The organism is Brevibacillus fortis, from assembly GCF_003013395.1.
Lineage (GTDB): Bacteria > Bacillota > Bacilli > Brevibacillales > Brevibacillaceae > Brevibacillus > Brevibacillus fortis.
Window position 1 is genome coordinate 83,933 of sequence record NZ_PXZM01000012.1, and the last position, 21,944, is coordinate 105,876.

Sequence of the window (21,944 nt, forward strand, 5' to 3'; positions counted from 1 at the left end):
TTTACATAAACCCAAAGTAAATGACCGCTGCCAACACCAGACGGTAAATCGCAAAAGGTGTCAGCTTGATGCGATTGATCAGCTTCAAGAAGAAACGGATCGACAGAAGCGCAAACACAAACGCGCTAATAAAACCGACGACGAAAAACGGAATGCTGTCCATCGTAATGGCATCCCAACGCTTCAACAGCGACAAAAAGCTCGCGCCCGCCATAATCGGCACTGCCATAATAAACGTGAAGTCTGCCGCTGCCCGGTGGCTCATGCCCAACAGTACGCCCCCAGAGATCGTGGAACCCGAACGGGAAAAGCCCGGCCACAGAGAGAAGCATTGAATGAGTCCGACCAGCAACGCATGCTTGTACGTAATTTGATCAACCGATTCGATCTTGGCACGCCTTGGTCGGAACCAATCCGCAGCCAGCATGAGCAGAGCGCCCAGCACCAGTCCGATTACCACGGTCTTCGTGGAGAACAAATACTCATCGATGTAGTCGTCAAACAGAACGCCCAGAATCCCCGCTGGAATCAAACCGACAATGACCGTAGCCAAATTCAGTCGAGGTCCTGCTGGAATCTCACTCTTACCCGCCAGCTTTTTCAAGCCGAGCAAGCTCATGAAGCGATCCCACATCAGTACGACAACAGCTAGAATCGAACCTAGCTGAATGACAATCTTGAAGGTGTTCGCCACTTCTGGTGAAAACATCTCCTTCGTTTGGAACAAAAAGTCATCCACAATGATCATGTGACCCGTAGAGGAGACTGGAGCAAACTCAGTCAGTCCTTCTACTAGCCCCAACATGATCGCGACAAAAGCTTCCCAGAGACTCAAAAATTCCACGCTCCTATGAATAATGTCCAAAATCATATGTAGCAGTCGCCCTGTATATGGGCAGACTACCGCTCCTAGCATTATAACGTTCATCTCTGGTACAAAGTTACACCATGATAGAAAAACATTCTAGCAAATCCCTGATGGGTTGTGCCCACTGTGATAGCCGTCATGATTTTTTGATTCATTTTTACTCTGCAAGATGTGAATCGAAAAGCCGCGTCGGAAGAAGCGAATTTCCAGTCCAAGCGCCTCTGGAGCCCGCCCCAGCGTAAGAATGAATGGCGGGGGTTTTAAGCTTCACTTATGAACTACTTCCCCGAAACCCTACGTTTGAAGCGCTCCCGCCATTCATTCTGAAGCGGACAGTCATACCCCTTGCGGGGCGTAGGCCGAAGCGTAGACTGGAAATTCGCTTCTTCCCTCCACCACAGCCCCTCATCGATTCACATATTGCAAAGTCCCTTCTCCCATGTCACCAAGTCGCCAAAGCGCGATTTTCTCAATACCCGCTTTCTTGGCAACTGCGACCCATTGAGACAGCGTTACTTCATCAGCATACCAAACTGTGTGCTTTTTGCCGTCTTCATCAATATAGTCAAAGTACAAGCTGCCGCTCGCTTTATCCCGCTTTGGCGGTTCGATACTCGAGTTGGCAAGGTCTGCTGCCTGCTTTTCCGTCACAGCCGTCACTTTTCCATCACTAGCCCAGTCAAATCCCCCTACAGATAGTGCCATGACCTTGTCACCCGGCACTTTTTGCATTCGATGGGCAAGCTCCTCGATAAATTCATGATCGGCTTTGGGACCTGGTTCCGTAGTCGTACCATACAAATTGTAAGCCATCATGACGTAAGTAGGACCTTTTGGCAATGCCAAGTCTTCAATCGGCGCGCGCGGCTCCAATACGATGCGAAGCGACTTCCCCTCCTGCTCCATATGCTGATACAAGGTATGGATAAATGTAAGGAAGTTGTCCCAGTCTTTCTCGTCAATTCTCTCATAATCGATCTCCAAACCATGAAAGCCATTCTGGATCACGGCATTCTTGATCTCCATAATGTGCTTGGTTCGGCTAGCATCTGTCGCCATGAGCCTGCTGACAATCGACGGGTCCTTTTGAACCTGCGTACCATCACTGTTCAAACGATCATTCACCATGGTCAAATCGAGATCGACATAGCTGCCCTGCTTCGAGGCTTCCTTGATCGCAGGCATCGCCTTGGTCATGCGGTCAGTAAAATGCAGCTTGTCGTTTTCATCAAAATACGCCGCGAAGACTTGCACACTCGACAAGCCATCCGTCATCCTGCGGAAATCCTCCAAACCGGATTCCCACTGCCAGTCTACCACCCATGCAGACAGTTCCGTCGTGTTGTTTGCTGCACCTACACTCTCCAAGCCCTCGGTATCATTCCATTTCATCATGTACCATAAGAGGGTGGCACACACTACTATCAGAAGAGCAGTCAAAATGATCGATCGTTTCTTGATATTTGACACCCTACACGGATCCCCCTTGTTTCGGATTTAAAAGGTGTCGATAACCCAGTCCATTGTGGCAGAAAAAGCTTTCTTGATCGAACTAACGACTCCTGCAAGCCCTGTCTGCACATTACTGAACAGTATCTGCTGCTCACCGTTTGATTGCTCCAAGGACCCAATCTGTACGTCCGCAAACACCCCGTCATAAATGACGTCCTTTTTGTTCACTTCACTATAGGCCGCTTCAAACGCGACACCACCACTGCTAATGCTTGGATCGATCTGTTGCTTATCCACGAGCAGTGTCTTGTCCACGGAAACACTGAGACGGTCACCTTGTACAGTGATTTCGAATGGACGCGTATTTTTAATGTTGATCGGGTATTTTTCCAGCTCGGGAGCACCAGACTCGCCTTGCTCTCTCGTATAAACAGAGGCACGGTCGAAGGTCAAATCTTCTGGATTCCAAATCACTTGGCTCAATTCCGTCTTGAAAAGCTCCTGAACTTCGCCTTTTTCCTTCTTCTGCTCGACGCGCAGCTCATTATCATGCAGGACGACCCGTACAAAACTGCCTTTTTCCCGATCATAGCGCAAGTAAATGGACTGCTTGCCGATCACATTCCCTTCCAGTTTGGCAGAAAGCCGAATATCCTTCTGACTGTCACTGTTTTTTAAATATAACATGCCAGAGTCGGCAGCTGGAGAGGTCAATACGATCTGATCCTCCATAAATTGCGCGGCACCACCGAGACGATCCCACTCTTTGGCCTGCTCTTCATCGCCGCGAACGAAGCGAATCTTCTCGTCGGAGTCTTTTTGGATGCGCATCAACAAATGATTCGTGTACCAGTAAGGCTCTGGCTGCACGCGGGTCAGGTTGTACAAATCGCTCTCGCTGTCGTTGTAGGCGGTTCCTTCCCGGTTAAAGTGCATCGTAAAATACTTTTTGATATTCGCGTCGTTCGCATCCGCTACCAGGCGATTCATTCCGCCATACAGGGTGTTCGCATGCATGATCATATACGCACCCGGAACAAAGCCCAATTGCTCCATATACGTATCATTCATCAGCTTGTAGTCTTCGTTCATTCTCGCTTCCATCTTGCTTCTGTCTTCAATCGGAATCATATTGCTGTCACGGATAAAGTCCATCAAATAGTGGTTATAATAGCCCACCTTTGTTTTATTCGATAATTCACTCTCATCCTTCACACCGATGAAATTGCCCTGATCATCAAATACATTGATATAGGTCAATCGATAGCCGTTAGAGCCGAGCTCCCAGAAGCCATTTTCCATCATTTTTTTCATGTCCTCGGGCTGGAGGAACTTGTTTTCGCTATTCCCCATCTTGTTGCCGTAAGACAATGCTGTTGCTTTATAGTTGTACTTCTCCAACAGCGGCTGGGCAAACAAGCTCGAATCGTTGCGGCCATCTTCAAAGGCCAAGAACAGTGCCTTCTCAGGAAGTGGCTTTTTACCCTTGTAAAAGTCCAAAACATCCTGCTGCGAGATGGTTTGATAGCCTTGGTCGTAAAGCGCCTGAAGCTGCTCATCCAATTGCTTCTTGGCTACCAGCTTCGGTGTACCTGAACGGCCTACACCAAAATAGGAGATGGCGATAAAGCCGTTTTCATTCGTCCAGTTCGCCTTATTCGGTTCCTCATACTTCTTCCAATCAAATACGGCATTGAATAACATGACACCCAAGACGACTAAGATAGCGACCTGGATCAGGGTCTTGATGAATTTATTGCGATCTTTTTTCCGATAGTCCAAGACATCGCTCGTCGTTTTCCCCATAACTCCTGACACCCTCACTCCCTTTGTCTTTCGTGCATCTCATTAAAAAGGCAGTCCAAAGCCTTTTTTGTTCTTCTTTCGAGCTTCTTTTTTCAATCTCGCTTCGACGTCCTGCGGCGTTTCTCGCGTACCCCAAGTAGATTTCCAGAATGTCACCCAAGCCACAGGCATCTGCCACAACAGCACCAGCTCATAAAACACACAGAAGACAATCCCGAAAATCCACAGCTTGCTTCTACGGAAAAACAGATGGGCCAGGCTCATTAAGAGCGCCATCAACAGCAAGCCCATTAAAAACGTGCCCGGGAAAATGTGATGAACGAGCGGAACGTATACGAGGTTGTACAGTACGATGACGGGAGCAGCGATAGGAACAATCAGACCGATGTAAAAGAAGATCGCCATAAAAGGCTCCTTGCGCCAAATAAAGCCGCTTGCACGCAAGGATTCCCTTAACCACGAACGCTTCCAGCGCATCTGCTGCTTCAAAAATACGTTCATGTCTGACGGTACAATCGTCGAGCAAATCGCCGAATCCTGATAACCTGTCCGATGTGTTTGCAAAATAAAGTTGGTCATGCTTCGGTCATCGCCAAAAGTGGCGGGCTGCCCGAGAAACTTTTGATTCAGCCATGCTTCGGAATGCTGCAAAATCAATTCCTTGCGATAGCATGACAACGGCCCAGACAAGCACGTTACACTGTCAAACCACGACTCGGCCGCCTTCATGATACGAAAAGCAATGTAGTAACGAACCGTTTGCAGCTTAGTGATCGCGTTCGTGAACTTGTTTTCCACATCCGTACGCCCCGCGACACCACCCATTTTCGGATCTTGGAAAGGCTGTACGAGGTTGCGGATCGCAGTTGGTTCCAAAAAGCTGTCCGAATCAACGAAGACAACCAAATCGTGCTTCGCCATCTCCACACCTTTTACCAAAGCGACCCGTTTCCCGCCGTTTTCAGGAAGAATGTGCATCTTCACGCGTTCACGGGTCATATAGCGCTCGGCCTCGTTATGAATCATATCGATGACCTTTTGAATTTCTTCTGCGGATCGGTCCGTGGAACGGTCGTCTACTACGATGACCTCCAGCTTATCAATCGGGTAATTCTGATTCACACAACTCAAAATCGTCCGGTGAATCCACTGCTCTTCGTTAAAGCACGGAATAATAATGCTCACGCCCGGTGTATAGTCCGGATTGACAGGAACCTCGCGATAAAGAGCACCGAATAAATACCGTGTCAGCAAAAAGGCAGCAGCAATCAAGCTGTACAAATACAAGTAGATGTTGTATTTGAAATAAATCACGCTCTCCGCGCGCATGAGCACGATAAACGCCGCAGCGAAAAAAAGGGAAGTACTTGCGATATAAATGGCGTATCCCCAGCGCTTTTTGCGAAAATACTCGGTCAGTGGTTTGGAAAACTCGAAGGCGAGCATGAACTTATGACGCCCGTCCTCTTCCTGCGTAAACCGACGAACGACAGTCGCATCCAGCTTCACCGTTGACTCATAGCCTTCTGGCATCGTACCTGGTGGGATCGTGCAATGGATCATAAACACTTGTCCCACCTGGATGTCTTCCATCTCCGAATCTAGTTCAACTAATAATCCAGTTGAAGAAATGTCTACGGCTCTGGCCTTGATCCCATCCTTGACCCGCTGTTTCTTGGTCAATAGCGTCACCGGGAAATCCGCCATATAGCGCAGACTCAGCATCCGAATGTGATTTAAGTATTCCGGGTCCTCCAGATTTCCTGGCTCATTCGTGTCCCTAGCACCGCGGCGGTCTACCTGGACACGAATTTTCTCTGGGTCTGGCACATTCGATAGCACACGCCTCTCTGTTTTGGAAACAGTCAGCACTTCTTCGATTTTCTCTTTCTTTTTTGGCTTTATTTTCTCTATCAGCTGTTTCATCACTGTCGCTCTCTCCCCTCCACTGCCTACAAGCTCCAGTAATGAAATCCATTGTTTTCAAAGTCAGCTTTGGAATAGGTCTCTTTAATATCGATCATGATTTTTGCTTCACTCTTACCGTACATCGCGGCAAAATCAGCCACTTCCATCTGGGCAAAGGCAGCATGCGGTACCGCTACAACCACAATATCCAAGTCATGGAGAGCCCCCATCTCTGCCAGCTCGATGCCATATTCCTCGTATGCCTCCCGCGGATTCACCATCGGGTCTACGATCAGTGGGTTGATCCCGTACTCCTTCAATTCTTCCATAATATCCGTCACCTTGGTATTTCTGATATCCGCGCAGTCCTCTTTGTAGGACAGTCCGAGTATGCCAATCCGTACATTCTTGAGATCGAGCTTCGAACGCACAGCCATTTTGATGATTTGCTGGGCGACATATTTCCCCATGCCATCGTTAATATGTCTAGCAGCCAAAATGATGCGGGAGCGATAGCCGCTGTCTTCTGCTTTGTACGTTAAATAGTAAGGGTCGATACCAATGCAATGACCGCCGACCAAGCCCGGTGAAAAAGAAAGGAAATTCCACTTGGTTCCTGCCGCTTGCAATACTGCCTTCGTCGGAATATCCATCTGATTGAACAGCATCGCCAGCTCATTCATAAACGCAATGTTGACATCCCTTTGAGCATTTTCAATGACTTTTGCCGCTTCTGCTACCTTAATGCTCTCCGCTCGATAAACGCCTGCCTTGATCACGAGCTCGTAGACGCTTGCCACGATTCCCAGCGTTTCTTCATCCATCCCTGATACGATCTTGACGATGTTTTCCAGACGGTTTACCTTGTCTCCCGGGTTGATGCGTTCGGGTGAATAACCAATCTTAAAGTCTATCCCACAGCGCAAGCCCGACTCGGCCTCCAGAATCGGCAAGCAGACATCTTCGGTTGCCCCTGGATAAACGGTTGATTCAAAGACAACGATTGACCCTTTTCTCAACTGTCTGCCAACCATGCTGGATGCACTTTCTACATATTTCAGATCGGGAACATTCCCGCTTTTGACCGGGGTAGGCACCGCCACGATAAAAAATCGTGCTTCCTGCAATCTATTTTCGTCTGACGTGAATTCAATCGCTGTATCACTCGCCAGCTCCCGATCCACCTCAGTATCATGAAAGCTGCCATTTTGATAAGCCGCTACTTTTTCTTTGTTTACATCGAATCCGATCACAGTAGCACGTTTGGATAGTGCCATCGCAATCGGCAAACCTACATACCCAAGACCGACGACGGCAATTTTTTCTTTCCTCTCCACAATCGCTTCGTACAAATTCATGAGCGGCTCCCTCTCCCTATTGTATTTTGGCTTTATTGGCCAAACATCTCTGTCATGGGTACAAGCGTGAATCCTTTGCTTCTAAGCTGGTCAATTGCGATCGGTAACGCCTCGATTGTGTGAATGTCATCGAGCATGTGCAGCAGAATTACGCTTCCGCTCCGCGTCTGCTCCATAATGGCTTTGACGATATCGTCCGCATTCCGTTTCTTGTCGTAATCAGACGGCGTCACATCATAAATCGTAATATCCTCGTAGCCCGTCGCTGCAATCGCCTTGAGTGTCTGTTCGTCAAACGCCCCAGTTGGCGGTCTGAAATACATCGTCGGCCTCTGCTGAATCGCTTCGGTAATGACCTGATGGGCTTTGACAATCTCTTTTTGCAATTCTTCCAGCGCAATTTGGGTATTCACCGGATGAGAATAGGTGTGGTTAGCTACATCATGTCCCGCTTCCGCAATCGCTCTCGCTAGGTTTGGATTTCGCTCTACACCATCTGCTCGCAAGAAAAACGAAGCCTTTACGTCTTTTTTGTCCAGGATATCGAGAATCTTCGTTACCGTTTGATCGGTACCCCAATCATCAAAGGACAGGGCGACCAGCTTTTTGTCGGTTTCTTTTCGATAGATGAGATTGGGCTTGGACTTGTAATACTCCGCATTCATTTTTGCTGCATCAAAACCCGGAATTTCTTGAAGCGGCTTTCGCTCCCCGCCTTGTGCAATCAACTCGTGTAATGGGACAAATCTGTAACCGACATCAGTAGCTGCCTCTGCCAATAGCCGGATGTTTTCTACGACAGACTTGTTCTCCTCTGTATCCATCGCGACGATGCCGCCACGATTCATGTACTTTCTTAAGTAATGAATTTTTTGCTCCTCCGTCTCTTTTTGCCAATTGTGCAGAAACAGACTGGAGGACACGACCGCTTCTTGTCCATTGTGAGCAGCTACCAATCGAAGATCGTCGGAGTAATCGCCCGACTTCGTTCTGATATACCGCGGTGTTTTGTCGGTCTCTCTTTTGATGACCTTATTAGCCAATTTGATATCTTCGTACATTTTCTCGTAAGATTGACCCTGCAAATCTGACTGGTTCAACGTGTTGTTTTCAATTTCGTGACCTCTGGCGACAATTTGTCGCGCAATGTCCGGCTCTTCGGCTACCCTCATGCCTGGCAAGAAAAAAGCTGCTTTGATGTGGTACTTGTCCAGTTCATCTAGCAGTCTTTTCATCGTGTCCTTATCTGCCATCCCATTAAAAGTAAGAGCAAGCTGTCTTTGCGTCGTGTAGACCATAGACACTGCCTTGCTCTTTTCCCCTTGGTAGCGCTCGATTTTTTCAGGTTTGGCTGGTTGTTGGCCGTTATCTGCACCGGTTTCATTTCCCTGAAACGGTGAACAGCCTGCCAACAATGCCACGATCGCTACTAGGGAGATCCAGTGAAATAATCGGAACCCGCTGGCCCCTTTCTTATGACTAATCATGATTGTCCCCTTTTCATGTAAGAAATGCCCTTTTCGCATAAAAAAACGACTATTTCATCTGCGTAACAAGTAAGTGTAATCAAACACTTTTTGCACAGAAATGAACATAGTCTGCCTCTACACGCTAGACTAACATAACCACCTATGCCAAACAACTATATGAAGCGGTTTCAATTATGACAATTTATGGAAATATTATGAATCGCCTACAGGACGCTATTTACAAAAAAAGACGAGCCTCATCGGGCCCGTCATTCGCTGTTACAGTTTGATCGCAATTAATTTTAGTTCCGTTAATTCCTCGACGGCATACTTGATGCCTTCGCGGCCAAAGCCACTGTCTTTTACACCGCCATACGGCATGTTGTCCACACGGAACGTCGGAATGTCGTTGATCATCACGCCTCCGACCTCCAGCTCTTCCGCTGCCCGCATAGCCGCGTGAATGTCACTCGTATAAATGCCTGCCTGCAAGCCGAATCGAGAGTCATTTACCGCCTCAATCGCTTCGTCCATCGTCTCAAACGGTGTAACGACTACGATTGGACCGAATACCTCCTGGCAGGAGACGGCAACATGTGCGCCCACATTCGTCAGAATCGTAGGGGCAAAGAGGTTGTCACTGACAGGCTTCCCGCCAGTCACTACATGTGCACCTGCTTCTACTGCTTCTTGTACCCATGCACCCATGCGTTCATGATCTTTGACGGAGATCACGGAGGACATATCTGTCTCTTCGTTCAGCGGATCACCCAACACGAGCTTTTCTGTGCCAGCCTTGAACTTCTCCAGAAACTCTTCGTACTTGCTCTGGTGAATATAGACACGTTGCAGAGAGATGCACACTTGACCGCTAAAAGAGAAGGCACCCGTCACGCAACGATCAATCAACGCTTGCGTGATTTCCACGTTGTGGTCGATGATCACCGCGGAATTGGAGCCAAGCTCCAAGGTCACGCGCTTGAGTCCCGCTTTGTTTTTCATAGCGATTCCAACCGCAGGGCTTCCTGTAAAGGTGATCGCGGCAATTCGGCTATCACTGACCAGCTTTTCACCTACGACTGCTCCTTTGCCAGACAAAATATTGAGCCCTCCTGCCGGCAAGCCCGCCTCTGCGAAAATATCGGCCAAGATCAGCGAGCTAAGCGGCGTCTGGCTCGCTGGCTTTAGTACGACGGTATTTCCTGCGGCAATGGCAGGCCCTACCTTGTGTGCGACGAGATTAAATGGAAAGTTAAAAGGCGTGATCGCGCCTACAACACCGATAGGCTTGCGCACGGTAAAAGCGAGACGTCCTTCGCCGCCCGGTGCAGCATCGAGCGGCACCGTCTCTCCGTGAATGCGTTTCGCTTCTTCTGCTGCGAACTTGTAGGTCTGGATCGTCCGAGCGATTTCTACACGACCCGTGCGCAGTGGCTTGGCGGCTTCCTGTGCGAGGATGACCGCCAGTTCCTCCTTGCGTGCTTCCATAATCGCAACTGCACGCTCCAGTATCAAAGCGCGCTGACTGGCTGGCATTTTCGCCATGACTTTGGCTGCTGCTTTGGCCGCCTTGATTGCTTCGTCGACGTCATGATCGTCTGCCTGAGCGATTTCAGCCAGCAGCTCCCCAGAATACGGGGAGTAGAGCGGCACGTATTCTTTTGCTTCTTTCCATTGTCCGTTGATGTAGAGATGCTTTTTCATGAGTATGGAGAACCCCCCTCGGGCGTTTTAGTTCGTAACGTATTGGCTCTTTAGAACATCCGTCATAATGTCCAGCGCCTCTTCCAGTTGCTCGTCTGTAATGACCAATGGAGACAGGAAGCGCAGCACGTTGCTGTGGACGCCAGCAGAAAGCACCATGACGCCAGACTCGCAGCAGCTTTTGGTCAAGCCAGCAACGAGTTCTTTCGCAGGTTGTTTGGTTGTTGGATCGATAAATTCTACGGCGCACATTGCACCCAGCCCGCGCACCTCTGCGATCACAGGGAACTCTTTTTGCAAAGCGTGGAAATGCTCCTTAATTTTGTCCCCGATCACCTGTGCACGACCCGGCAGGTCTTCGCGCTCCATTTTCTCAATGACCGCCAATGCCGCTACGCAGCCAAGAGGGCTTCCTCCATAGGTCCCGCCGATCTCACCTGGGTTTGGCGCGTCCATGATTTCTGCGCGTCCCGTAACCGCAGAGATAGGCAAGCCTGCCGCAATTGATTTGGACATGGTGATAATATCTGGCTCGATACCGAATTGGGTAGAGGCGAACATGGAGCCTGTACGTCCGAAGCCTGTTTGAATCTCATCGGAAATAAATAGGATTTGATGCTTTTTACAAATGTTATAGACACCTTGAACGAAGGACACAGGCGGAACGATAAAACCGCCTTCTCCCTGAATCGGTTCCATAATCACGGCAGCTACTTCTTCCGGTGCAACCTCAGTCAGAAGGAAGTCCTCGAACTGACGCACGCAGAATTGCGCGTATTCATCATCTGTCATGGATTCCGGCTTATTCAGTGGATACGGGAACTGCGCTTTATACGTAGCTGGTGCGAATGGGCCCATCTGGAATTTGTACGGCTTCACTTTGGAAGTCAGTGACATGCCCAGGAGCGTACGACCATGGAAGCCGCGGCTAAAGGAAATGATACCTGGGCGTCCTGTGTATTTGCGGGCGATTTTTACCGCGTTCTCTACTGCTTCTGCCCCGCTGTTTGCGAGCATCGTCTTCTTTTCAAAGCTGCCTGGTGTGATTTGCGTCAGCTTCTCAGCCAAAGCCACATATGGCTCATACATGCCTACATGGAAGCAAGGATGGATGTATTTATCCAGCTGCGCTTTTAGTGCCTCAACTACTTCTGGCGGGCAATGTCCGGCATTTAGTGTACCGATCGCACCGGCAAAATCGATGTACGTATTGCCATCTACATCTGTAACCAATGCACCTGAAGCTGACTCTACAAAAACAGGGGTATTGTTGCCGACACCTTTTGGAACGAACTGCTTTCTTTTTTCAATCAGGGCCGCTCCCTTTGGACCTGGCACACCAGCAGCTACGTTAACAAATTGACGTTGTTTGGACATATCGTTTCCTCTCCTCGTTCGAGATGGTATTGGTTTGGTTGCTTGTAAACTCAACCACGATATGTAGCAATACCTATGCCAAACGCTGGAGCTTGATAAATTCGCGTTTTCGGCGCACCAGCCCCACCTAATTATTCAAAAATGAATCGAAAACAGCAGAATGTCCGATTCATTTTTGAATAAACTATTCATTTTTGAATCATCTGGAACGAATACGATACTTTTGCAGCTTTCGCACGACAGATGGCTGGCTAATGCCGAGAAACTCCGCGATTTCTCCCGTTGTCCGGCAGTGCTCGGATGCATAGCGCAGCCATTTTTCCTCTACCTGCTCCAGTGCTTCCCGAAGCGACATCTTGGAAGTGGCCAGACTCGGCTCCATAGCTGTCTGCTCTTCCCCTGCCATCCTGATTTCCGCAGGCAGATGCAGAGAAGTGATGACATCTTCGTCCGCTGTGACCACCATTCTCTCCAAGACGTTCTCCAGCTCGCGCACATTGCCAGGCCACTCGTACTGCATCAAGGCATGCGTCGCGGCAGGGTCCAGACGCTTGTCCATTCCGTATCGTTCATTGAGCGAGCGGACGACGCGCTTCAGGAGAGCCGCAATATCCTCAGGCCGATTTCGTAACGGCGGGACGTGGATCGGGACAACGTTCAGGCGAAAATACAAGTCCTGCCGGAACTTCCCTTCCTTCACCATCTTCTCTAAATCGCGATTGGTGGCGGCAATCAAGCGAAAATCCACGTCGCGGTACTGTGTGCTCCCAACGCGTTGCAACCGTTTTTCCTGAATCACCTTCAACAGCTTTGCCTGCAAAGTCAGCGGCAGTTCCCCCAGCTCGTCCAAGAGGAGAGTCCCCTGGTTCGCCATCTCGATAATCCCTTGCTTCCCCTGCTTGGCGGCCCCCGTAAACGAACCAGCCTCATAGCCAAACAGCTCGGATTCCAGCAAGCCCTCCGGGATCGAGCCACAGTTGATCTCCACGAATTGCCCACCCGCACGACGGCTATTGCGATGAATTTCTTTTGCGATCACGTTTTTCCCTACACCCGATTCTCCGAGTATCAGGACAGTCGAATCGACAGCCGCGACTTTTTTGATGAGACGCTCAATGGCTTGCATCGGCTGGCTCACTGCCACGAAGCCCTCCTGGTGCTTTTCGCGCAGCTCCTCAATCTCGGTTTCAAACTGCTTGAGCTGCTCTGTCAGACCCTCGTAGCGCCGTTTCAATTCCATAATTTCCGTCAGGTCATGTGAATAGCTGATGATCGAATGCATGCTGCCATCCTCGTTCCAGACGGGAAACGCCGTCACCATCAGCTTTCGGCCTCCGGGTATTTCCTGCATGATCGTCTGCTGTGTCTTGGCATCCATGACTTTTCGGGTGACAGAAGGAGAAAAGACCTTCTTATTTTCCAGCTCGATGACGTTTTTGCCCAAGAGCTCTTCCTTCCCGATGCCGTACATCTCATAGGACGAATCGCCAACCAGCCGGATGTAGCCCTCATGGTCCGTGATTAACAAATGATCGCGCGACGTTTCAATAATGGCCTCCAATACGCGGCTCATCCACTTCTCTGTGCTCTCTTCTCTCTTCATCTCTTCGCCGCCTCTCACACGCCATTGTGTCCGAACTTTGTTTATTTTTTCATTATAGAAAACAGCAAGAACAACGACAACCTATGAAAAATATGTAAAAATAGCGGTAATAACAAGCCCTGCGAGATGGAAAGGATGGTAGGAATGACGCCCACAGTCGGAGACATCTACTGTGTTTTTGTCGAGAAGCTGCAAAAGTATGCAGCTTGCCAGGTCACGTCGATAAAAGAGCCTGACACGAGCAAATCCAACCTCATCAGTATCCTCGAGCTGGACTGGGGCTGCAATACACTGCCTGATGAATCAGAGCTGCACCAGATGAAGCCCTTATATTGCGATTACTTCTTCTGGAACAACAAGCTCGATCACATCTATGTTGATCCAGCGGTGCCCAAAGGCTACATAAAAGTAGGAAATATACCACCTCTCGTAACAGAAGAGACAAGGAGTTACGGCAGTTGGGATGTCGGAGGGAGCCTTTACCGTCAACATAAATGGAATCAAATTCCCGAGGAACGTCGCCAGCAGTTCAAACAGGCCGCAAATGATGACAAGATGATTTCGCTGGGCGGGAAGAACCTTCGCCGATCGAACAACGTCATTCATGCTGACATCCTGCAAAGCTTGACGGACATCTCTGAATTGGAAAAGCTCCCTTGCCTGACACGCATCCATGCAGAGGAGCCTACCGATTCCTTACTTGCCTTTGTCAAAAGCAATCCGTTTATTCTGGAGCTGCACCTGGAAAAAGCCAATGGCTCCTCACTTGATCTGACAGGAAGCCATCTTAGTAAATTCTCTCTTCAAAACGCGGACGGGCTGGAGTCCCTGCATCTGAACGATGGTTTAAGAGAGCTCATACTGGACAAGGCCATTTCATCGAACCTGTTCATAGAAGCCGAACAGGATGGATATTGGCTGACCGCCTCATTCTCAGATTCGCTACCGCTTCACCGTGGACTCGACCAGCTAGGAGGACTCAATCTGCGTAATGTGACGGAGCTGGACTTACAGCCACTCGTCCAGCGGTATCCCTCGCTTCAGGACCTCCGTCTGTGGGGCAAGCCTGGTACCCTCAGTAATCTGGGCAGTATCAAGCACTTGAAGGAGCTACTGACGTTTACGACCTACGATCTGTTTGGCTTCACAGGGGACGAGTTCCCTTCGCCAGATCAATGTCCCAAGCTCTCCAGTCTCTGGATGACAAGCCTCCCAGCAGAAGCGGCGAAGACCATTAAAGCCACCTACAAAAAAGAAGTGAAAAATGGGCTGGATTTGTCCATCACCAAGCCACGTAAGCCCGAATGGCTGGCCAATAATTTGACCAATCCGTTTCGCGATTGGGATGGCAGGGAACACATCTCAACGACACACGCCAACAAGGCTGCCAGTCTCTATAAAAAAATGAACACCGCGATCAGCGCGCTTGAAAAGCAGAGTAGCGACGACGCGATGAATGCGGAAGAAATACAAACTGCTTTGTGTGCATTGGTCAAAGAGTATACAGAGACGTTCAACAAAATGGATCGCCGGACTGGCTTTATTGAAACGGTTGAGCGGGAAGAAATTTTCGTTGTGCTCGATGAGCTGCTTCAGTCGGCAAAACGGAATTTGTCTCCTGCGGGTGTAGAAGTAGATGTGGACGAGCTTTTTGCTGTTTTTGATCAGACACGTGATTTTTAAGTGAGAAAAAAGACGCCGCCTCTCCTACAGGAAGGCGGCTTCTTGTGCTTAGGCATTCTTTTTGATTACCCACGTGCTCATGCAGCGCTGTCCGGCTACATTCACCGTTTTGATTGGCTCTAGGAACACGCCTTGCAATTTTTCCGTCATGCCCACCATCGTCTGTTCCTTTACGAGAAAACGGGTGCTTCCGTCCGGCAACAAATAACGTTCATTCCCTAGTGGCTGTACAGCATCCTCAATTCCGATCGAGGAAGCAAGACGCATGAATAGAATGCCTCCTGGCTTCAGTACCCGCCACAGCTCCTCTAGCATCTGGCGAAAATGCTCTTCGTTTTCAGCAAAATGTAGAACGGCATTACTGATGATGAAGTCGAAGCTCTCGTTTTCGAAGCTCAGATTCTCAATCGGTTCTACGCGAGCACGCTCCGTTGACCAGTTCGGCGCCAGTTGCTTTGCCATTCGCTGCAATGCCTCGATGGCTTTTGCCGATTGGTCAACCGCATACACCGTATAGCCATTTCGTAAAAAGTAGACCAAATTCCGCCCCGAACCGCAACCGGCATCGAGTATCCTCATGTCCTTCGTAACCCGTCCCTTTAACAACTGATCAAACAAGTAAATGTCTATATCGCCAAACTGCTCGGTCAGATTCATGTTTATCACAGCCTTTATCCGCTTTTTCTCCAGTGTACCAATTCGCTTGTTATCTTCCAACGTTTGACCACCTGGAACGGATTTACAAAAATGATAGTTGACAACCACCAACTACAAATGTAATCTTTAAAGCAGAATTAACGATTACAAATGTAATCGAAGGAGGAGTCCAGCTTGGACGAGCAACCACGAATCTCGGATGCCGAGTGGGAGATTATGAAGGTCATCTGGACGAAGTCACCCGCTACAGCAGCCGATGTCATCCATGCTCTGCGAGACAATAAGACATGGAAAGACAAGACAATCAAAACCTTGCTCAGCCGCCTCTTGCAAAAGGGCATTCTCACCTATGAGCAGGTCAATCGCGTCTACTATTACTCTCCTGTTCTCACTGAGGAAGAATGCAAACGCCAAGAGCGCCAATCCTTTTTGCAGCGCGTGTACGGTGGGGCCTTAAAGCCCATGCTGGTTCACTTTTTGAAAGAAGAAAAGCTCTCCTCCCAAGAGATTGACGAGCTGAAAAAAATCCTTTCCGAAAGGGAGAAATAAGCTGGTGGATTGGCAATGGCTCACACTCACCCTCAATCAAGCATTTAAGTGGACACTGTATAACTCCATCGAGGCCAGTCTTCTTGTGATCCTGATCCTGCTCTGCCAGCAGCTAGGCAAAAATCATTTCCCTATCCGCTGGCACTACGCCGTATGGTTCCTCCTTCTCTGGAAGCTCGCGATTCCTTGGTCGCTAGACAGCTCTATCAGTTTGTATAACTGGCTACCTGCTTCGCCATGGACATCCATGCAGGAAGCACCCCCGCCTACGGAACCGATTGTTCTCGGTACTGGGGTTTTGAATCCGCATGATTCTGCTCTCCAACCAGATATCCCTCTAGCAAACGACGCGAGCTTTTCCTGGATCAGCCTGCTTTCTCTCATCTGGATCAGCGGTGTCATTATTTTCGCTATCACCATGACTCTCAGTACATACCGATTGCTCTCTCAGCTAAAAAACGATGCGTTTATACAGAATGAAGCCATTTTGCGCGTATTTTCTCAATGCCAAAAACAGATGGGCATCACCAAATCGATTCCCCTGCGTACGAGTCATCGAATGACAAGTCCTGCCTTGATGGGGATCTGGCGACCGCAAATCTGGCTTCCAGCAAATCTCTTGGACAAGCTCGATGAGCATGAGCTGCGCCACATCTTTTTGCATGAGCTGGCGCATTGGAAAAGACGAGATATTCCCGTGAACAGCATCATGAGCGCGCTGCTGATCCTCAACTGGTTCAACCCGCTGTTATGGTACGCTGCTTCCTGCATGCGTAAGGATCAGGAAATGGCTTGTGATGCCTTGGCTTTGACTTATTTGCAGGAGACAGAGGTACCTCGCTACGGATACACCATGATCAAAATGCTCGAGCTGTATGCCTGTCCCAAACAGATTCGCTTCACAGCCGGGTTCTCCAGCTCCAAAAAACAGGTGAAAAGGAGAATAGAAATGATTCGTCACTTTAAAAAACGGGCTTATACGTGGACAGTATCTGGAATCGTGGTCGTCTTAGCTTTAGGTGTCTTCACTTTGACCGATGCAAAAAAAGTACTAGGGAACGAGGTCACCTTCACCGTACCAGCGGAAGGGGAAATGCGAAGCGCGACTGATCATGCCGGCCTCTCAATCATCAACACCCTGAACACTCCGGTAAAAGCAGCCGGGTCTGGTAAGGTGGTCACGGCTGAATACGATACAAAAACCGGGAAAGGCAACCAGGTCATTCTGGAGCATGAAGGCGGGTATCAAACGGTTTATTCTCACTTGGAAAAGCTGGAGGTCACCGCTGGAGCTACTGTGACCCAAGGCCAGCTCATTGGTCTGTTAGGCAGTTCGGGACGCAGCACGGGACCGCACCTTGCTTTTCAGGTTCTCGAAAATGGTATACCTGTTGATCCTATGAAGCACTTAGAGGATGTAAAGACACAATAGTAGAACTAATAAACCCCATCAGAACAAAAGCTCTGATGGGAGTTTATTTGGAAATAAAAATAAGGAGTCTCGTCATGTCGAATCTTTTCAGGTTTCTACTAGAATTGATCTGAGTCATCATCATCTTGTTTGCGGGCTTATGGTTGCTGTTTTCTGTTGAATCAAAATTGTTCTTGATAACACTGGAGGGAACTCCGTTTTTCCTGTTGTTTTTTGCGAATTTGTTGCTGATTCTTGTGCTCTACAGAAACAAGCTCCAGTTTAGCGGCTGGTATAAAGGTAAGGAGGTAAAGCGTCTATCTCCTCAAGCAACCAACGTCTTGATTGTAGTGGCACTTCTTGCATTTGTATCGTCTCTTTTCCTCAAGAACAGCTGATAGGAAATTTAAATCATGACAAACCAAAATGCTGTTTCGCCAGCTCTTTATATCGTTCATCGTCAATTGTCTCTTTTGTCATGACCCCATCCACCCATTGCGTAAAAGAACTATTCGTCAATGTAACATTGCCTCTCTCCGTCAACTGCGTCAGCAAAGGGCTTTTGTTAAAGGGAGACTGCTCATGCTCCGCGATAATGGTCTGAATCTCGTTTAATTCCGTTTCATCCGTCACCAGCTTCTGCGAATCAAACGTATAGCCGATCCTCCAGTCCTTATCCTTGTGCCGCAGCTTCATTTCGAGTACATAATCCCCATACTCTGTCTGCTCTTTCTTGATCCGAAACTCACCATTGCGCGAAGAAACGGTCTCTCCGGTTAACGGAACAGGCTTTAACGGCAGGTTCGAACCAAAGCCCGTATCGAGCAAATACGTTTGTCCCTCATAGGTAAGTAAAATCGTGGCATGCGTTCGGCCAATGGTGTAATATGCGCCAACGTCATGCCTGTAAACAACTCCGCGTATCAGCTTGGCGTCAAAGCCATTTTCCAGTAAGAAGAAGTACAGCATCAGATTGAGTTCGTAGCAAAGACCGCCTTCGTTTCTGACCAGTATCTTTTCCATGACGGACCGTCTAGAGATTACGTATGTTCCCTCTTCCACAATGCACAGGTTTTCAAAAGGAATCGCCAATGCTGTCAGATCAAGGAGGCGATCCAATGTATCGAAGGTGATCGTTTCACTTTCTGGCATGCCGATTCTTTTCCGAAATAAGACATTCAGCTCACTCATGCTTCTTCCCCCCAATAGGTTCTCCCACAAATATTCGCCAGGCTCAGCCCGAATTCCTTATATACCAAGCAGTTTCAGCTTCCGATACAAGGTGCGCAGCCCGATCCCGAGTTCTTCCGCCACCCTCTTCTTTCCTTTCAAATCGCTGCCGTACTTTTGCAGCGAGGCGCGAATCGCGTCCGCTTGTACATCCGCTACCCTCGCTTTGATATCTGGCCCGGAATGCGAAAGCGCCACTGGAGCACGGGCACGAAGGCGCGGCGGCAAGCTGTCGGTAGTCAGTACCGTGTCTTGCTCCATGTTCATGGCGTACTCGATGGCGTTTTCCAGCTCCCGCACATTGCCCGGCCAGTGATAGTGCGTGAGCAGGTTGATCGCCTCTCTTGCTATCCCGAAGAAGGTGCGCCCTGCTTGCTCCCCGTACTTTTCCATAAACGAAACAGCCAAGAGCTCGATGTCTTCCTTGCGCTCTGCGAGTGATGGGACATGAATCGGAATGACGTTCAACCGATAGTACAAATCGGCACGAAACGCTTTTTTCTCCATGAGCTCCTCCAGGTTTTGGTTCGTCGCCGCGATGATTCGCACATTGATGGGAAACGACCGCGTGCCGCCGATGCGTTCCACGACCTTTTCCTGCAAGACACGCAGCAGCTTGGCTTGCAAGGAGAGCGGCATATCGCCGATTTCATCCAGAAAAAGCGTTCCTCCCTCGGCCATTTCGAATCGCCCTGGCTTTCCTCCCTTTTTGGCTCCAGTAAACGCACCGTCCTCGTAACCAAACAATTCGCTTTCGAACAGATTTTCCGGAATGCTGGCACAATTGATTGCGACAAACGGATAGTAGGCGCGCGTGCTTGCCTCATGAATCGCTTTTGCCAGATGTCCTTTGCCTGTCCCTGTTTCGCCAGTAATCAGTACCGTAGAGCTGCTGTTACTGATTTTCCTCGCCATTTCTTTGACCTGTTTGATGGCTGGACTATTTCCAATGATTTGAGCCAGGCTATCCGTTTTGCCAGATAAACGGCTTCCTTCAAGATCCTTCAAACGCGGAACCGACAACGCTCCCCTCTGCACGCGAAGAACGCCACCAATGAGCTGATTGTTGACGATGATCGGCGTGGCCTCGGTCGGAGCATCCAGCTTGTCAACGAGACAATTGGCGATCGGCAAGGAATGCGCGGCCATCCCGGATAATGACGGCAGCAACATCCGTGAAACCTCTGCTGGCAGCAGTTCATGCTGGGACAGCAGTCTACGAGCGCTGGCGTTCGTGTGAATGACATTGCCACTTCGGTCAAAGGTGAAATACGCATCGGCTAGGGTATCCAGTGCTCCCTCTAACAGCCGCATGGAGTCATCAGACGATTCGATCTGTCTCGTCGCATGGGACTGTACAATCGCCGTAATCATTTCGCTGACTTCTGTCAGGATGTGTTTGTATTTCTCTGTATGCTTGGACAGGCGATTTTGACCTTCCTTCGTAAAGGATGTGAGGGAAACGACCCCGATTGCATGATTGGCTACCTTAATGGAAGAGAGCAGCTCTACTTTGGCGGGGCAACTGTCGAGAAACCGGCAGCCTTTGCACATCTCCATAGAGCCTGGTTTGTCTACCACATACTGTCCTTTTGCCAACACGAATTCAATCGAGGGCACATGCACGTTTTCGCCTTTTTGTTTCAAGTAGCGCTCCGTACTCACGACCAATAGGCCGCGCTCATCAATCACCGCAGCATCTACGTTCAATATATCTGAAATGCCTGTAATGACCTTTTCGATGGCTGGTTTGCACAGATCCAACGAAACCATGGATTTCCTCCCTGCTTATTGTCCTTGCTCTCTATTTTATGAAATATTTAGATAGTTCACAAACATTTTACCACTGACAATTGTCAATAATGACAACTCGTTGCCACTTTTGTCACCGCCATGACGGCACGACACACACTCGGAACCTCGTAAAATCAGCTTTTTTCGATTAAACAAGGAGCATGCAAACTCGGCCGAGTCCATTCCGCACTTGGCACAGTGATTGCATTATAAACTTTTCATCTAGGGGGAGTGATCAACCATGGTAAACACGAACGAAGTATTCCATTTGCAAGGAAAGGTAGCCTTGGTGACAGGTGCTGCTTCCGGTATCGGACTTGCAACAGCGAAAAGACTGGCCCAATTCGGGGTAAACGTCATGCTGCTTGATATCAATGAGGAGCTCGGGGAAAAGGCGGCACAAGAAATTGTAGCAGAGGGCGGCTCAGCCCGTTATTTTACATGCAATGTAGTTTCCCAACAGGATTGTCGTGAAGTAACGCAAGCGATCGAGGAGGCATATGGTCGCATCGATATTTTGTTCAACAATGCTGGCGTGATCAGAAGAAAGACAGTAGTCGAGCTGGAAGAGGACGATTGGGATCTGGTCGTCGATGTATCCTTGAAGGGTGCTTACAACCTCTCGAAATTCGTCATTCCTGTCATGGCAAAAACAGGCGGAGGCAGCATCATTAACACAGGCTCTGGATGGGGCATCAAGGGCGGCGACAAGGCTGCGGCCTACTGCGCGGCAAAAGCAGGCGTCGTCAACCTGACGCGGGCAATGGCGATAGACCACGGTCCGGAAAACATCCGTGTGAATTGCGTATCACCTGGCGATACCGACACGCCACTCTTGCGTGAAGAAGCACGCCAGCTGGAAAAAGAAGAAGGAGCATTCCTCGTCTCCTCCGCCCAAGGCCGTCCGCTGGAGCGTCTCGGTTCTCCGCAAGATATTGCCAATGCTGTCCTGTTCTTTGCCAGCGATCTGTCATCCTGGGTGACGGGTTCCGTACTGGTCGTCGATGGCGGCGGTTTGGCTTAATTTTTCGTTATTCCGACTGAATATTCCAACGAAGAGATGGAGGAACCATGA

General features: G+C 49.2%; 16 protein-coding genes. 4 read left to right on the forward strand and 12 right to left on the reverse strand.

From position 1 onward, the window contains the following. Position 1: 1 nt before the first annotated feature. From C7R93_RS08745 to C7R93_RS08790, 9 genes are all read right to left on the reverse strand, one after another. Positions 2-835, reverse strand: a complete 834-nt coding sequence (locus C7R93_RS08745) for an undecaprenyl-diphosphate phosphatase (RefSeq protein WP_167402448.1) — start codon at positions 833-835, stop codon at positions 2-4. A 438-nt stretch (positions 836-1,273) separates the two neighbouring features. Beyond that, positions 1,274-2,338, reverse strand: a complete 1,065-nt coding sequence (locus C7R93_RS08755) for a glycosyl hydrolase family 18 protein (protein ID WP_106838464.1) — start codon at positions 2,336-2,338, stop codon at positions 1,274-1,276. A 27-nt stretch (positions 2,339-2,365) separates the two neighbouring features. After that, on the reverse strand, positions 2,366-4,126 hold the full coding sequence (locus C7R93_RS08760; protein WP_106838465.1) for a polysaccharide deacetylase family protein: 1,761 nt from the start codon (positions 4,124-4,126) through the stop codon (positions 2,366-2,368). A gap of 42 nt (positions 4,127-4,168) precedes the next feature. Then, on the reverse strand, positions 4,169-6,052 hold the full coding sequence (locus C7R93_RS08765; protein ID WP_106838466.1) for a glycosyltransferase: 1,884 nt from the start codon (positions 6,050-6,052) through the stop codon (positions 4,169-4,171). A gap of 26 nt (positions 6,053-6,078) precedes the next feature. Further along, positions 6,079-7,392: a nucleotide sugar dehydrogenase gene (locus C7R93_RS08770; RefSeq protein ID WP_106838467.1), complete on the reverse strand. Its 1,314-nt coding sequence runs from the start codon at positions 7,390-7,392 to the stop codon at positions 6,079-6,081. Between the two features lie 32 nt (positions 7,393-7,424). After that, a complete protein-coding gene (locus C7R93_RS08775) occupies positions 7,425-8,879 on the reverse strand; it encodes a polysaccharide deacetylase family protein (RefSeq protein WP_106838468.1) in 1,455 nt (484 codons plus the stop codon). A 261-nt stretch (positions 8,880-9,140) separates the two neighbouring features. Next, positions 9,141-10,565, reverse strand: coding sequence for an aldehyde dehydrogenase family protein (locus C7R93_RS08780; protein ID WP_106838469.1), 1,425 nt, complete (start codon positions 10,563-10,565; stop codon positions 9,141-9,143). A 27-nt stretch (positions 10,566-10,592) separates the two neighbouring features. Next, positions 10,593-11,942: a 4-aminobutyrate--2-oxoglutarate transaminase gene (gene gabT, locus C7R93_RS08785; RefSeq protein WP_106838470.1), complete on the reverse strand. Its 1,350-nt coding sequence runs from the start codon at positions 11,940-11,942 to the stop codon at positions 10,593-10,595. 199 nt (positions 11,943-12,141) lie between these two features. Next, positions 12,142-13,545, reverse strand: coding sequence for a sigma-54 interaction domain-containing protein (locus C7R93_RS08790; RefSeq protein WP_106838471.1), 1,404 nt, complete (start codon positions 13,543-13,545; stop codon positions 12,142-12,144). Between the two features lie 144 nt (positions 13,546-13,689). Between C7R93_RS08790 and C7R93_RS08795 the strand changes: the two genes are divergently transcribed. Beyond that, positions 13,690-15,228, forward strand: a complete 1,539-nt coding sequence (locus C7R93_RS08795) for a hypothetical protein (protein WP_106838472.1) — start codon at positions 13,690-13,692, stop codon at positions 15,226-15,228. Between the two features lie 48 nt (positions 15,229-15,276). On the opposite strand, the gene C7R93_RS08800 is transcribed toward C7R93_RS08795, so the two are convergent. After that, on the reverse strand, positions 15,277-15,945 hold the full coding sequence (locus tag C7R93_RS08800) for a class I SAM-dependent methyltransferase (protein WP_106838473.1): 669 nt from the start codon (positions 15,943-15,945) through the stop codon (positions 15,277-15,279). A gap of 114 nt (positions 15,946-16,059) precedes the next feature. Here C7R93_RS08800 and C7R93_RS08805 point away from each other — a divergent pair, with 114 nt between their 5' ends. Both C7R93_RS08805 and C7R93_RS08810 read left to right on the forward strand, forming a co-directional pair. After that, a complete protein-coding gene (locus C7R93_RS08805) occupies positions 16,060-16,434 on the forward strand; it encodes a BlaI/MecI/CopY family transcriptional regulator (RefSeq protein ID WP_106838474.1) in 375 nt (124 codons plus the stop codon). Between the two features lie 4 nt (positions 16,435-16,438). After that, the gene (locus tag C7R93_RS08810) at positions 16,439-17,866 is read left to right on the forward strand and encodes a M23/M56 family metallopeptidase (RefSeq protein WP_106838475.1); all 1,428 of its coding nucleotides are present in this window, start codon (positions 16,439-16,441) and stop codon (positions 17,864-17,866) included. 390 nt (positions 17,867-18,256) lie between these two features. Here the strand turns inward: C7R93_RS08810 and C7R93_RS08820 are convergent, their stop codons facing one another. Both C7R93_RS08820 and C7R93_RS08825 read right to left on the reverse strand, forming a co-directional pair. Further along, a complete protein-coding gene (locus C7R93_RS08820) occupies positions 18,257-19,036 on the reverse strand; it encodes an arylamine N-acetyltransferase family protein (RefSeq protein WP_106838477.1) in 780 nt (259 codons plus the stop codon). Positions 19,037-19,093: 57 nt separating this feature from the next. Next, positions 19,094-20,848, reverse strand: a complete 1,755-nt coding sequence (locus C7R93_RS08825) for a sigma-54 interaction domain-containing protein (protein WP_106838478.1) — start codon at positions 20,846-20,848, stop codon at positions 19,094-19,096. Positions 20,849-21,110: 262 nt separating this feature from the next. On the opposite strand from C7R93_RS08825, the gene C7R93_RS08830 reads away from it, so the two are divergent. Next, entirely contained in the window at positions 21,111-21,893 is a 783-nt protein-coding gene (locus C7R93_RS08830) for an SDR family NAD(P)-dependent oxidoreductase (RefSeq protein WP_017246688.1), read from the forward strand. Positions 21,894-21,944 lie beyond the last annotated feature (51 nt).